We start from the raw sequence: 13,560 nt of genomic DNA on the forward strand, positions 1-13,560 counted from the left end.
GTTTTTTGTTGCTTTTCAAACTGCCGATTCGATTAAAAGCATTATATTTGCGATATGAAACGCAGCCTGTCATTCATCACTTTTCTGATTCTTACAGCCGTAGTTGCCGCCTTTGCCGCGACTCCGTTTTGCCATATCAGACACTATGATGAATACGACGGTCTGTCGCAGCGTCAGGTCAAGCAGATTGCCAAAGACAGTGACGGAGTCCTGTGGTTTGCCACATGGAACGGTCTGAACCGCTTTGACGGCTACAAATTCGAACACATCCGCCCGCAGATCGACGACGAGGCACGCTCCTACTCCGAACGCTTCCGCGACATCAAACCCGCATCGACAGGCGGTCTGTGGTGCCGTATCGACGACAAAATTCTGTATTTCAACCTCTCCACCCACCGTTTCACCGACATTCATTCACAGCTTGAAAAGAAACTCGCCACGGCCTTCGATGTCAGTCAGATACAGACAGCTACTGACGGCCGGACCGTCTTGAAATGCGCCGACGGCCGATATATCCTGCTGTCAGATTCCAACCCGGTCGAATCGGCGGCCTTTACTGACGAGCGTCCGAAATTGAAATACCACTCGCCCGGCACCCGCAAACTTGGCAATGTCGGCGGCTATCGCAACGAAGACCTCCTCTACTCGCGCGCCGACTCCACAGGCACCGCCTGGCTCATCACCCGCGACGGCACGGTCCTCTCTGCCCCCTCTGCCGCAGGCCCCTACTCCACGATAGCCCGCATCGATGCTCCTGATGGCTCTCTGACCTGCTGTACCATTGATTCAAGAGGCAACATCTGGCTGCGCAGCAACGACGGCGCCTTCTGCCTGACCCTCGGCCAACTCCCCTACACCTATCTCGCGCATCCTGAGCCCTCGATTGTCCGCGGCTGCGTCCGCGATCCGAAAGGGCGTATCTGGATTTCTTACAGCGACAGCAAAGCCGTGGCAGTCTACTCTGATCTCAGCGCCGCGCCCAGGTATCTCGGCAGTGACGGACATCTCCACGACTCTTTCGTCAGCTTCGGATCTCCGATCTACTCAATGTCGGCCGACCCGCAGGGCAACATGTGGTTCGGCAGCAAACCCGACGGCCTGTTCAGGCTCACACCGCAGTCAGCCGACGCTTATTCTGTCACAAACTTCCGCCACGATCTGGCGAAACCGGGCCTGACACCCGCGGCCAACGATATTTATGACATCATCTTCGACCGTCAGGGCCGCATGTGGCTTGCAACCATGCGCAAAGGCATCGACTGTGTCCTGAATCCTACATCGGTTGTCCCGGAATTCATCCACCTCGGTCAATTTGCCGACTATCCGCAAAATGCCGTCCGTGTGCGCCGGCTCGCCATCATAGGCGACAGCCTTATCACCGCCGCCACCACCGGCGGATTTCTCACCGTGGGCCTTCCCGCTGAGAAACGCTTCGACCGCACATCTTTCCGCCTGCATGTCAGCCGTCCCGGCGACGACTCCTCACTCGGCAACATCGCCGTCATGAACATACTCCCCGATGCCAAAGGCCGGCTCTTCATCGCAACTGAAAGTGACGGTGTCAACATGCTCCCGCCCGAAATCTCAGCCGACTCCGACAGCGCGCGCTTCGTCCACTTCGACACGCGCACCGGTATGCCCGTTGACGTTGCCCTCTCGCTTGCCCCGACAGGCAGTGCAGACGACATTCTCGTGGTCAGTAACAAGATGATCTACACCCTTGATCCGCTTTCAGGCCGCACCGTCACCTATCCCGCATCATTCTGGCACCGCCACATGCACTTCAGCGAGGCCGCTCCGCTACGGCTCGGCGACAACAGGTGGCTTCTGGGACTTGAAGACGGAGCGATCTCGGTCAACCTTGACCGTGCGGACACAGCCTTGCGCCCCGTGCCTCCGGTCATCTTCACCTCCGTAGCCCTCCAAAACCGCCCCGACAGCCTGATTTCGGCCCGCACGGACAGCATCATCCTCTCGCCTGACGAACGCAATATCACTATCAATTTCGCCGCACTCGACTACGGCTCAACCGAAGATCTGCAATATCAGTTCTCGATGGACGACAGCGACTGGAACAACCTCGGCACAAACCGCTCGGTGACCTTCCTCGACATGGATCCGGGAGAATATCGCCTGCATGTCCGCTCCTCCGACAGCTCCGGCAACTGGCTTGACAACACACGAACTCTGACCCTGATCGTCACTCCGACCTTTTGGGAAACGCCCGCGGCCTATGTGCTTTACATCCTCGCCATCCTCCTGATCATAGTGAGCGTCACTTGGACCATAGTCTACATCCGCAGGATGAAACGCAAGCAGAAAGAACTGCTCGCCGCCTATCTCAGGCTCGTCGACAGCCACACCGAATCAGCCGAGTTCTCCACTCCGCCTGACAGCGCCCCGCAGCAACAGCAACAGCCGTCGACCGCAACCCTCAGCCCCGCCGATGAGGCTTTCATGGGCCGCGTCATGGACTTCATCAATCAGAACCTCGGCAACCCCGATGCCGGAATTGACGACATGGCAGCCGCTACAGCCACAAGCCGCAGCAGCCTGAACCGTAAGATGAAATCGCTGCTCGGCGTGACGCCGGCCGACTTCTTCAAAGAAAGCCGCATCAGCCGCGCGGCCACCCTGCTGAGCGAAACCGACCGCCCGATCAAGGAAATAGCCCTCGACTGCGGATTTTCCGACCTGAATTACTTTGGGAAATGCTTCAAAGCCGCCCGCAAAACCTCCCCCACAGCCTACCGCCGCGAACACCGGACTGAATAACCGCCGCACCTATACAATTGTCTCAATGGCGATTACCTAATTTCATTACAGTACTCGCAGATCATGGAATAAGGCCCCGTTCCCCCAATATTTGTTATGGCCGGGGAACGGGGTCTAAGTATGGGGAGCAATGTAGCGATGCGCTTGCATCGTGACTGAACGCCAGTGCCGTTCCTACTCCTTATTTTCCGGTGAGAATGGTGCGGATGTCATGGAGCTTGTTGAGAGCCGCCATAGGGGTCAGGTTGTTGATGTCGAGATCGAGGATCTCATCGCGGAGCTGGGCAAGCACCGGATCGTCAAGCTGGAAGAACGACAGCTGCATTCCTTCAGCCTCATCGGCTACAGCCGAGAGGTTTCGGCTCACCTGCTCGTCGCTCTCGCGGTTGACTTTTTCAAGATGGCGGAGCACTTCATCGGCCCTCCTGACAATGGTCTGGGGCATGCCGGCGAGTTTTGCCACATGGATACCGAAGCTGTGTTCGCTGCCCCCGCGGGCGAGTTTGCGCAGAAAGACAACCTTGCCGTCGATTTCCCGCACCGATACATTATAGTTGACCACCCGGTTAAAACTTTTTTCCATTTCATTTAACTCGTGATAGTGGGTGGCGAAGAGAGTTTTCGGATGGATGCCACCGTGTTCGTGTATATGCTCCACGATGGCCCAGGCTATCGAAATGCCGTCGTAGGTCGAAGTACCGCGTCCGAGCTCGTCGAAGAGTATCAGCGACCGCTGGCTCATGTTGTTGAGAATAGAGGCCGCCTCGTTCATCTCGACCATGAAAGTCGACTCTCCGAGCGAAATATTGTCGCTCGCGCCCACACGGGTGAAAATCTTGTCGACAATGCCTATGTGAGCGCTGTCAGCTGCCACGAAACTGCCGATCTGGGCCAGGAGCACATTCAGTGCCGTCTGACGCAGGAGAGCCGATTTACCTGACATGTTCGGGCCGGTGATCATCATCACCTGCGTGCCGTTGTTCGACAGGGAGACCGAGTTGGTGATATAAGGCTCGCCGGGAGGCAGTTCTTTCTCAATCACGGGGTGGCGGGCCTCGACAAGTGAGAGTTCAAGAGAATCGTCGACCACCGGACGGTTGTAACGGTTTTCGAGAGCCACACGTGTAAACGAGCCGAACACGTCGAGCTGCGCCACCATCTGGGCATCGAGAAGAATGGCGGGGATGTATTCACAGAGATCCTGGACCAGAGAGGTGTAGATGCGCTGCTCGATGACAGCTATCTTGTCCTGTGCGCCAAGAATCTTCTCCTCATACTCCTTGAGTTCTTCTGTGATATAGCGCTCGGCGTTCACAAGGGTCTGCTTGCGGATCCATTCGGGGGGCACCTTGTCTTTATGAGTGTTGGTGACCTCGATATAATAGCCGAACACGTTGTTATATGCCACCTTGAGCGAGGGGATTCCTGTCAGCGCACTTTCACGCTGCTGAAGCTGCAGAAGATAGTCCTTGCCTTTGTAGGCAATCTCGCGCAGTTCGTCAAGCTCGCTGTCGACCCCTTCGCGGATCACCGGTCCGCGGTTGATGGCCGTAGGCGGATCAGGAGCTATCTCGCGCTCTATCCGTGCGGCCATTTCGGCGCAGGGATTGAGCTGACGGCCTATGCTTTCCAGCGCGGGCTGGCCCGATGAAAGGCAGATCTCTTTTATAGGCCCGATCATCGACAAGGCATGGTGCATCTGGATCAGTTCGCGGGGATTGACGCGCCCGGCCGAGACTTTTCCGATCAGGCGTTCCAGATCGCCTATCTGGGCGAGAGCGTCTTTAAGATCATCACGCTCTGAAGGCTCCCGGAAGAAATATTCCACGATATCGAGGCGCCGGTTTATCTCTCTCGCGTCTTTCAGCGGGAAGAGCACCCACCGGCGCAGCAGTCGCGCCCCCATAGGGCTTACAGTGCGGTCAATCACGTCAAGGAGGCTTTTGCCGTCATCGCTCATCGACTGGACGAGTTCGAGATTCCGCACTGTGAACCGGTCGAGCCTGACGGCTTTTTCCTCTTCCACGCGGGCTATCGAGGTTATGTGTGATATGTGGGTGTGCTGTGTGATGTCAAGATAGTGGAGAATGGCACCGGCGGCAACGACAGCCGATGGCATAGCGTTGATTCCGAAGCCCTTGAGCGAACTTGTCTCGAACTGTTTGAGCAGACGGTCCATTGCGGCGTCTTCGGTAAAAATCCAGTCGTCGAGCTCGAAGGCAAGATAGTGTTCCGGGAAGCTGTCGGCCAGCAGTTTCTTGTTGCCGCGCTCCACGAGCACTTCTTTCGGAGCGAAATTGCCGAGAAGTTTTTCTATATAGTCAGCCGAACCTTCGGCTGCGAGAAATTCGCCGGTCGAAATGTCGAGAAAGGCCACCCCGATGGTCTGCTTACCGAAGTTGAGAGCCGCGAGGAAGTTGTTTTCGCGATGGTCAAGCAGAGTGTCGTTGATCGATACTCCGGGGGTGACCAGTTCGGTGATGCCGCGCTTGACAAGCTTCTTTGTGGTCTTCGGATCTTCCAGCTGCTCGCATATGGCCACCCGCTTGCCGGCCCTGACGAGTTTCGGCAGATAGGTGTCAAGAGCGTGGTGCGGAAATCCGGCAAGCTCCACATACTGGGCCGACCCGTTGGCCCTTCGCGTAAGGGTTATGCCGAGAATTTCTGACGCGGCTATCGCATCTTCGGAAAAAGTCTCATAAAAGTCACCGACCCTGAAAAGCAGAATGGCATCGGGATGTTTCTTCTTCATCTCCATGTATTGCTTCATCAGCGGGGTCTCAGCTATTTTTTTTGCCATATCATCAGTTGTCAGGCGCAAGGATTTTTTCTTATAACCCTCGCGTCCGTTTATTTTGAAATCAGTATAGAGGAAAATCGAACTACAAATTTACAAATTTTTCCATTCTTTATTGGCGTGATCCGGCAAATAATGCTAATTTTGCCATCCTCACAAATTCAAACATCAATATTATCAACTTAACATTTAACTCATCTGCATTTATGAAATCATCTTCTGTTATCTCAGCCGGCATCATAGCCCTCGGCATGGTGATTTCCGGTTTCTGCCTGAAAGCAGGCATTGACAACATCGCTTTCCGCGACCGCGAAGTGACAGTGCGCGGACTCGCCGAACGTGAGGTCGAAGCCAATCTCGTCACCTGGCCCATCACCTATTCACTGGCAGGCAACAATCTTCAGACCATCTATGACCAGGTCAGCAGCAACAATGCCAAAATCGTGAAATTCCTGACCTCAAACGGTATCAGCGATGACGAAATTTCAGTCAATCCGCCTGACGCTTATGACGCCACCTCGAACCGCTACCGCTCCGACTCGTTCAGCTACAACTATTCGATCAACTGCACGGTGACCGTCACTACCACCAAGGTGGCAAAGGTGCGCGAGCTGCTCAACCGCCAGTCTGAACTGCTCAAAGAGGGAATAGCATTCTCCAATTCCTATATCAACTATCAGTTCACAGGCTTGAACTCCATAAAGCCTGAAATGATAGCCGAGGCCACCAAAAACGCTCGCTCGGCAGCCGACCAGTTTGCAGCCGACAGCGACAGCCGTGTGGGAAAAATCAAGACTGCATCGCAGGGACAGTTCTCGATTGACGACAGCGACTCCTCGACTCCCTTCATCAAGAAAGTCCGCGTAGTCTCTACGATTGTCTATTATCTTGAGGACTGATCAGATTCAGCCTCTGTCATAATGGGGCATTTCAGCCGGAATCACCATCGAGATCTCGACAAGTCCGGCAATCCGTCCCTCAACGCGCCACGGTGTCTGGTAGATCATCTTCCGGACACCGTTTTTTGTAATCGTATATGCGTTTGACTCACCGGTGGCAAGCATATGACGGATCATGCTTACTGATTTTTCATTATGACACGGAATGAGATTGCGGCCACGCATATCTCCGTGTTTCGAAAATGTTTCGAGTGCCTTTTCATTCATATAGACCACCACTCCGTCGGCATCACACACGGTAACGGCACAGTTCATCTGAAAAGCCCAGTCGGGCAGCGATTTTTCAATATTTTCCATGACATTTCTTACTTTACCGCAAAAGTAGTGATTTGCCGCGAATATATAGCCCGGCACTGCCGATGTTTTTTTCATCGTCTCTTTGCCAACCTGCGGGCATCCCTACGCTGAAGGCGCTCCTGACGGCGACGCTGGCGGCGGTTGAGCATGACGGCCGGAGCGGCATCTCCGGCCTCCTCATCGTCTTCATGCTCCTCGTCTTCATCAAAGGGGCGCGAAAGGGCTTTGAAAATATTTGCAAGTTTTTCAGGATCATAATCAGAGCCAGCCATTTCCCTGACAGACTCAGGAATGGCATCGGATATTGACTCAGATGACGGCTCATTTTCAGCACCGCCAGTGACAGTCGCGTCAGTCTGCGGCTTGCGCCTGCGCCTGCGGGCCGCCGCCGAACGGGCCATAGCTTTGTCTATCTCCGGCCGAAGCAGTGCAAACATCAGCCGCACGGATTCAACCACCGCGCCGGAGGGCAACAAACCCTCGCGCAGATATGACTCCACGCAGCATATCGCCGACTCAGCGAGAGCATCTGACGGGCTTACAGATGCGAATGACGATCTGATGCGGGCTGAAATCTCATTATAAAATTTTTGCGAGACAGGGAGGCGGTGGGCGGCCGCACATTTTTTGCCCTTTGTGGCAGAAGCAGGTATTTTCATAGCGCATTATAAGAGGTTGTACACTTGTACGGTTAAATTTACGCACAAAGTTACACCCGCCCCGCCCGTATTTAGTGCGATAATGCGGAGACAAGCAAAAAAATTTCGTATCTTTGCAGGTTGTTTGGCCGGAAGGCCCGAAAATATCTGAAAATATCAAATAAACCACCATAAATTATGCTTACAGCTAAGGAAATACGCGAATCTTTCAAAGAGTTTTTCCGCTCAAAGGGCCATCACATCGTGCCCTCCGCCCCGATGGTGATCAAGGATGACCCCACCCTGATGTTCACCAACGCCGGCATGAACCAGTTCAAAGATATCATTCTGGGCAATAAAGCCGCGAAATACCAGCGAGTGGCCGACTCGCAGAAATGCCTCCGCGTTTCAGGCAAGCACAATGACCTTGAGGAAGTGGGTATGGACACCTACCACCACACAATGTTTGAAATGCTCGGCAACTGGTCGTTCGGCGACTATTTCAAACAGGAAGCCATAGACTGGGCCTGGGAATATCTCGTGGACGTGCTCAAGCTCGACCCGGCCCGCCTCTATGCCACTGTGTTTGAAGGCGCGCCTGACGAAGGACTCTCTCGCGACGACGAGGCTGCCGGATATTGGGAAAAGCATCTCCCCGCATCTCACATCATCAACGGCAACAAACACGACAACTTCTGGGAAATGGGCGACACAGGCCCCTGCGGTCCCTGCTCGGAAATCCACATCGACCTCCGCAGCGATGAAGAACGCGCTCAGACTGACGGCGCATCGCTTGTCAACAAAGACAATCCTCTGGTGATCGAAATCTGGAACCTCGTGTTCATGCAGTTCAACCGCAAGGCCGATGGTTCTCTCGAATCGCTCCCAGCCAAGGTGATCGACACCGGCATGGGCTTCGAACGTCTCTGCATGGCTCTCCAGGGCAAGAAATCAAACTATGACACAGACGTGTTCACTCCGCTGATCAGCCGCATTGCGCAGCTCTCAGGCAAGGAATACGGCAAAGACGTCAAGATCGACGTGGCCATGCGCGTGATTGCCGACCACGTCCGCACAATCGCATTCTCGATTGCCGACAGCCAGCTCCCCGGCAACGCCAAGGCCGGCTATGTGATCCGCCGAATCCTGCGCCGTGCCGTCCGCTATGCCTACACCTTCCTTGACCAGAAGCAGGCGTTCATGTACAAGCTTGTCAACACCCTCATCGACTCGATGGGCGAAGCCTACCCTGAAATCGCAGCCCAGCGAGAGCTCATCATGAAGGTGATCAAAGAAGAGGAAGACTCTTTCCTCCGCACTCTCGACAAGGGTATCGCCATTCTCGACGAGGCCATCAAAAACGCCCGCAAGCAGGGCAAGAACGAGATTTCGGGCAAAGAAGCCTTTGTGCTTTATGACACCTACGGCTTCCCGCTCGACCTCACCGAGTTGATACTCAAGGAAAACGGCATGACTCTCGACAAAAAGGAATTCGACGTCGAGATGGAAGCCCAGAAGACCCGTGCCCGCAACGCAGCTGCTGTAGAAGCCACAGACTGGGTGACCGTCAGCGAAGGCGAAACCGAATTCGTGGGCTACGATGTGACCTCAGCACCCACCCGCATACTCCGCTACCGCAAGGTGACTCAGAAAAACAAGGAGTTCTATCAGATAGTGCTCTCCACCACTCCGTTCTATGCCGAAATGGGCGGACAGGTAGGCGACAGCGGATGGCTCGAATCGGCCGACGAAAAGATCGAGATCTACGACACGAAGCGCGAAAACGGCCAGGCAGTTCACCTGAGCAAGAAACTCCCTGCCAACGTGGAAGCCGAATTCACCGCCCGCATCAACGAAGCCAACCGCCGCGCTACCGAGTGTAACCACACCGCCACCCACCTGCTCCATGCCGCACTCCGCGAAGTGCTCGGCTCACACGTGGAACAGAAAGGTTCTTACGTGTCGCCCGGAATGCTCCGCTTCGACTTCTCTCACTTCCAGAAAGTCACTCCTGAAGAACTCCGCAAGGCAGAGCGTATAGCCAACGCCAACGTGCGCAAGGCCATCGCGCTTGACGAACACCGCCACATGCCGATAGCCGAAGCTCTTGAAATGGGCGCAATGGCTCTCTTCGGCGAGAAATACGGCGAAGAAGTGCGTGTGGTAAGATACGGTGACTCAGTAGAACTCTGCGGCGGCACCCACGTGCCCAACACCGGCAATATCGGCATGATCCGCATCATTTCCGAATCGAGCATCGCCGCCGGCATCCGCCGTATCGAGGCAGTGACCGGCGATGTGGCCGAAGACATGATCGACCAGCTTTCAGACAACATGCGTGAAGTCGGCGAACTGCTCCACAATGCCCCTGACGTGCTCCAGGCTCTCCGCAAGTCTATCGAGGAAAATGCCGAACTGCGCAAGCAGGCCGAAGAATATTTCCAGGAACGCATCCGCAACCTCACAGCCGATGCCATTGCCAAAGCCGAGACCGTCAATGACATCAGACTCGTGTCGATCACCGGTGTCCGTATGCCCGATGTGGTCAAAGGAATTGCCTTCGGAGTGCGCCAGCAGTCACCTGAAAAGACTGCGTTTATCGCAGCCACAGTCGACATGGGAGGCAAGCCACTGCTCACCGTGGCTTTCACCGATGACCTTGTCAAGGAAGGCCTCAACGCCTCAGCGATTGTACGTGAGGCAGCCAAAGCCATCAAGGGTGGCGGCGGCGGCCAGCCCGGATTCGCCCAGGCAGGCGGCAAAGACAAAGACGGCATAGCCCAGGCATTCCAGGCAATGCACCAGGCCATCTGCAAATAAGCACATCCTGCATCAGCAGATAAAAATCACAAAAAACGCTTCGGACCGACTGTGGTCCGAAGCGTTTTTTCTACTGCCTGACCGCTATCTACAGACTTGCCGGGAAACAATTCATATCCTTGCATGAAGGCAGAAAAAAAGACCCGCAAACGTGTATCGGATTCAGATCACGCTTGCGGGTTTTCTATTTTGTCAGTGACGGCCTGCGGAAGAGATGATCAGGCTTTCTGCGGGTAGAGCTTTTCGCGGGCGGCGAGCACCTTCTCGTCGGTGATATAGTCATCATAGTCCATCATCTTGTCGATCGTACCGCCTGGAGTAAGCTCGATGATGCGGTTGCAGACAGTCTGGATAAACTCATGGTCATGGCTTGACAGAAGCAGATTGCCCTTGAAGGCCTGAAGCGTATTGTTGAAGGCCTGGATCGACTCAAGGTCAAGATGGTTGGTTGGCGAGTCGAGTACGAGAGTGTTGGCATCGGCCATCATCATGCGGGCTATCATACAGCGCATCTTCTCTCCACCGGAAAGCACAGATGCTTTCTTGAGCACCTCCTCGCCTGAGAACAGCATCTTGCCGAGGAAGCCTTTGAGATAGATCTCTGAGCTGTCATTGGAGAACTGCGAAAGCCAGTCAACGAGGTTGAGGTCGCAGTTGAAGAAGGCAGAGTTGTCGAGCGGCAGATAGGCGGTAGTGATAGTCTGGCCCCATTCATAGGTGCCCTCGTCAGCCTTGCGGTTGCCGGTTATGATCTCAAAGAGGGCAGTCATCGCACGCGGGTCGTGGCTGAGGAAAGCGATCTTGTCGCCCTTCTCCACCTGGAAATTGACATCCTTGAAAAGGATCTCGCCGTCGATCGATGCTGTGAGACCCTTGACTTCAAGAATCTTGTTGCCGGGCTCACGGTTGGGGGTGAAGATGATGCCGGGATAGCGGCGCGATGAGGGCTGGATCTCCTCGACATTGAGTTTTTCGAGCATTTTCTTGCGCGAGGTGGTCTGCTTCGACTTGGCCACGTTGGCGCTGAAGCGCTGGATGAATTCAAGAAGTTCCTTGCGTTTTTCCTCGGCCTTCTTGTTGGCTTGCTGCTGCTGGCGCAGGGCAAGCTGTGATGACTCATACCAGAAGCTGTAGTTTCCGGCAAAGAGGGTGAGTTTGTTGTAGTCGATATCGAGAGTGTGGGTGCAGACGGAGTCAAGGAAGTGACGGTCGTGGCTGACCACAAGCACAGTGTTTTCGAATTTCGACAGATAGTCTTCGAGCCATGCCACGGTGTCAAGATCAAGGTCGTTGGTAGGTTCGTCAAGCAGCAGGTTGTCAGGATTTCCGAAAAGAGCCTTGGCGAGAAGCACGCGGACTTTCTCGTTACCGCTCATGTCGCGCATGAGAGTATAGTGCTTGTCTTCCTTGATGCCGAGACCGCTAAGGAGGGCCGCAGCGTCGCTTTCGGCATTCCAGCCTTCGAGTTCGGCGAATTTCTCCTCCAGTTCAGAGGCGCGGATGCCGTCGGCATCAGAGAAATCTTCCTTGGCATAGAGAGCGTCTTTCTCCTGCATGATATCCCAGAGCACAGTGTGGCCGCGGAGCACGGTTTCCATCACCGTGCAGTCGTCAAACTTGAAGTGGTCCTGTTCAAGGACGCTCATGCGCTCGCCTGGACCCTGGCTCACAGTGCCGTGAGTGGGCGAAAGCTGATCGCTGAGAATGCGCATAAGAGTCGATTTGCCGGCTCCGTTCGCACCGATTATACCATAGCAGTTGCCCGGAGTGAACTTGAGATTCACATCCTGAAAGAGCACACGCTTGCCGAATTGGATTCCTAAATTGTTAACAGCTATCATCTAATTTTTTATATAAACTCTTCGAGAATGATTGATTCTGATTTTTCGGGGTGCAAAGTTACGAATTTTTCTCCACATAAACTAATGATTTTCCACCGGGTATGCGATAGCGTCTGCCGATATGGCAAAAAGTGTCAAAGTAACGGCTGTCGCAGTGAACTTTGTTTGCAGGTTTTTTCATTTTTTATATTTATCTTTGCGACAAATTCATCACACATATGTCATGAAAAAACAGACACGAGCAATCCACACACGTTTCCAGAGCCCTGACGCTTACAATTCTCTGAGCATGCCGGTCTACCACACCGCCGCCTATGAGTTTGACAACGCCAACGTGATGGCCGATGCTTTCTGCGGCCGCAGTTCGGCCCCGGACTATTCGAGAGTTACCAATCCGACCGTCATATATTTCGAAAACAAGATCAAGGATCTCACCGGAGCCAAAGATGTCATTGCATTCAGCTCCGGGATGGCCGCTATCAGCAACTCGCTGATGGCCGTGGCCGGAGCAGGCAAAAACATCGTCACATCGCGCCACATGTTCGGCAACACTTACGCGCTGATCACCTCGACACTCAGCCGCTTCGGTGTAGGAGCCCGCCTCTGCGACCTGACCGATCTTGCCGAAGTGGAGAAGACTGTCGATGAAAACTCCTGCTGCATCTATCTCGAAATCATCACCAATCCGCAGATGGAGGTGGCTGATCTCCGCGCGCTGGCCGAGATTGCCCATCGCCACAACATTCCGCTTATAGCTGACACCACCGCCATACCGTTCACAGAATTCGACTCCCACGCGCTCGGCGTCGACATCGAGATAGTCTCAAGCACCAAATATCTCTCCGGAGGCGCGACATCAATAGGCGGTCTGGTGATCGACTACGGCACCTGCGAGGGTTTCGGTAAACGAATGCGTTCGGAAATGCTTCTGAACCTCGGCGCATACATGACCCCTCATGCGGCCTACATGCAGACTCTCGGACTGGAAAATCTCGACGCCCGCTACCGCATACAGTCGGCCAATACCCAGGCCCTCGCCGAACGTCTCCGCACACTTCCGGCCATCAGGCGCGTCAACTATGTAGGGCTGCCCGACAACCCTTATCACGATCTTGCCCGCAGCCAGTTCGGTCCCACAGCCGGCGCAATGCTCACCATCGACCTCGCCGACCGCGATGCCTGCTTCAGCTTCATCAACAATCTCCGTCTCATACGCCGCGCCACAAACCTCTTTGACAACCGCTCTCTCGCCATCCACCCGGCGAGCACCATCTTCGGACCGTTCACCGACGAGCAACGCCGCGACATGGACATTCTCGACACCACAATCCGCCTCTCAATAGGTCTCGAAGATGTCGACGACCTCTTCGATGACATCCGCCAGGCCCTGCAGGAGTCATAACCGAAATAAAAAAGGTTGTAAAAAACGCCCT

The 13,560-nt window shown here is 54.6% G+C and carries 8 protein-coding genes; 4 read left to right on the top strand and 4 right to left on the bottom strand.

Features of this window, described 5'->3' with window-relative positions; translation table 11 throughout:
• Positions 1 to 54: 54 nt before the first annotated feature.
• The gene (locus C5O23_RS05575) at positions 55 to 2,775 is read left to right on the top strand and encodes a two-component regulator propeller domain-containing protein (protein ID WP_107031965.1); all 2,721 of its coding nucleotides are present in this window, start codon (positions 55 to 57) and stop codon (positions 2,773 to 2,775) included.
• A gap of 181 nt (positions 2,776 to 2,956) precedes the next feature.
• Here the strand turns inward: C5O23_RS05575 and mutS are convergent, their stop codons facing one another.
• Positions 2,957 to 5,575 carry a DNA mismatch repair protein MutS gene (gene mutS, locus C5O23_RS05580; protein WP_107032018.1) on the bottom strand — a complete coding sequence of 873 codons (2,619 nt, stop codon included), beginning with the start codon at positions 5,573 to 5,575 and terminating at the stop codon, positions 2,957 to 2,959.
• A 203-nt stretch (positions 5,576 to 5,778) separates the two neighbouring features.
• On the opposite strand from mutS, the gene C5O23_RS05585 reads away from it, so the two are divergent.
• Positions 5,779 to 6,471 (top strand): SIMPL domain-containing protein, encoded by a 693-nt coding sequence (locus C5O23_RS05585; RefSeq protein ID WP_107031966.1) that lies wholly within the window; start codon positions 5,779 to 5,781, stop codon positions 6,469 to 6,471.
• A gap of 6 nt (positions 6,472 to 6,477) precedes the next feature.
• Here C5O23_RS05585 and C5O23_RS05590 read toward each other — a convergent pair whose 3' ends face one another.
• Both C5O23_RS05590 and C5O23_RS05595 read right to left on the bottom strand, forming a co-directional pair.
• The gene (locus tag C5O23_RS05590) at positions 6,478 to 6,828 is read right to left on the bottom strand and encodes a PAS domain-containing protein (RefSeq protein WP_205743428.1); all 351 of its coding nucleotides are present in this window, start codon (positions 6,826 to 6,828) and stop codon (positions 6,478 to 6,480) included.
• A gap of 71 nt (positions 6,829 to 6,899) precedes the next feature.
• Positions 6,900 to 7,487 (bottom strand): hypothetical protein, encoded by a 588-nt coding sequence (locus C5O23_RS05595; RefSeq protein ID WP_107031967.1) that lies wholly within the window; start codon positions 7,485 to 7,487, stop codon positions 6,900 to 6,902.
• Between the two features lie 177 nt (positions 7,488 to 7,664).
• Here C5O23_RS05595 and alaS point away from each other — a divergent pair, with 177 nt between their 5' ends.
• Positions 7,665 to 10,286, top strand: a complete 2,622-nt coding sequence (gene alaS, locus C5O23_RS05600) for an alanine--tRNA ligase (protein WP_107031968.1) — start codon at positions 7,665 to 7,667, stop codon at positions 10,284 to 10,286.
• Between the two features lie 218 nt (positions 10,287 to 10,504).
• On the opposite strand, the gene C5O23_RS05605 is transcribed toward alaS, so the two are convergent.
• A complete protein-coding gene (locus tag C5O23_RS05605; RefSeq protein ID WP_107031969.1) occupies positions 10,505 to 12,127 on the bottom strand; it encodes an ABC-F family ATP-binding cassette domain-containing protein in 1,623 nt (540 codons plus the stop codon).
• A gap of 223 nt (positions 12,128 to 12,350) precedes the next feature.
• Between C5O23_RS05605 and C5O23_RS05610 the strand changes: the two genes are divergently transcribed.
• Complete coding sequence (locus tag C5O23_RS05610) at positions 12,351 to 13,529, top strand: trans-sulfuration enzyme family protein (protein ID WP_107031970.1); 1,179 nt, start codon at positions 12,351 to 12,353, stop codon at positions 13,527 to 13,529.
• The last annotated feature ends 31 nt before the right edge of the window (positions 13,530 to 13,560 follow it).

The organism is Duncaniella muris, assembly GCF_003024805.1.
In the GTDB taxonomy this organism is placed as follows: Bacteria; Bacteroidota; Bacteroidia; order Bacteroidales; family Muribaculaceae; genus Duncaniella; species Duncaniella muris.

Coding starts and splice junctions, on each gene's coding strand:
- C5O23_RS05575 (WP_107031965.1), top strand. CDS start 55: ATGAAACGCAGCCTGTCATTCATCACTTTTCTGATTCTTACAGCCGTA.
- mutS (WP_107032018.1), bottom strand. CDS start 5,575: ATGGCAAAAAAAATAGCTGAGACCCCGCTGATGAAGCAATACATGGAG.
- C5O23_RS05585 (WP_107031966.1), top strand. CDS start 5,779: ATGAAATCATCTTCTGTTATCTCAGCCGGCATCATAGCCCTCGGCATG.
- C5O23_RS05590 (WP_205743428.1), bottom strand. CDS start 6,828: ATGGAAAATATTGAAAAATCGCTGCCCGACTGGGCTTTTCAGATGAAC.
- C5O23_RS05595 (WP_107031967.1), bottom strand. CDS start 7,487: ATGAAAATACCTGCTTCTGCCACAAAGGGCAAAAAATGTGCGGCCGCC.
- alaS (WP_107031968.1), top strand. CDS start 7,665: ATGCTTACAGCTAAGGAAATACGCGAATCTTTCAAAGAGTTTTTCCGC.
- C5O23_RS05605 (WP_107031969.1), bottom strand. CDS start 12,127: ATGATAGCTGTTAACAATTTAGGAATCCAATTCGGCAAGCGTGTGCTC.
- C5O23_RS05610 (WP_107031970.1), top strand. CDS start 12,351: ATGAAAAAACAGACACGAGCAATCCACACACGTTTCCAGAGCCCTGAC.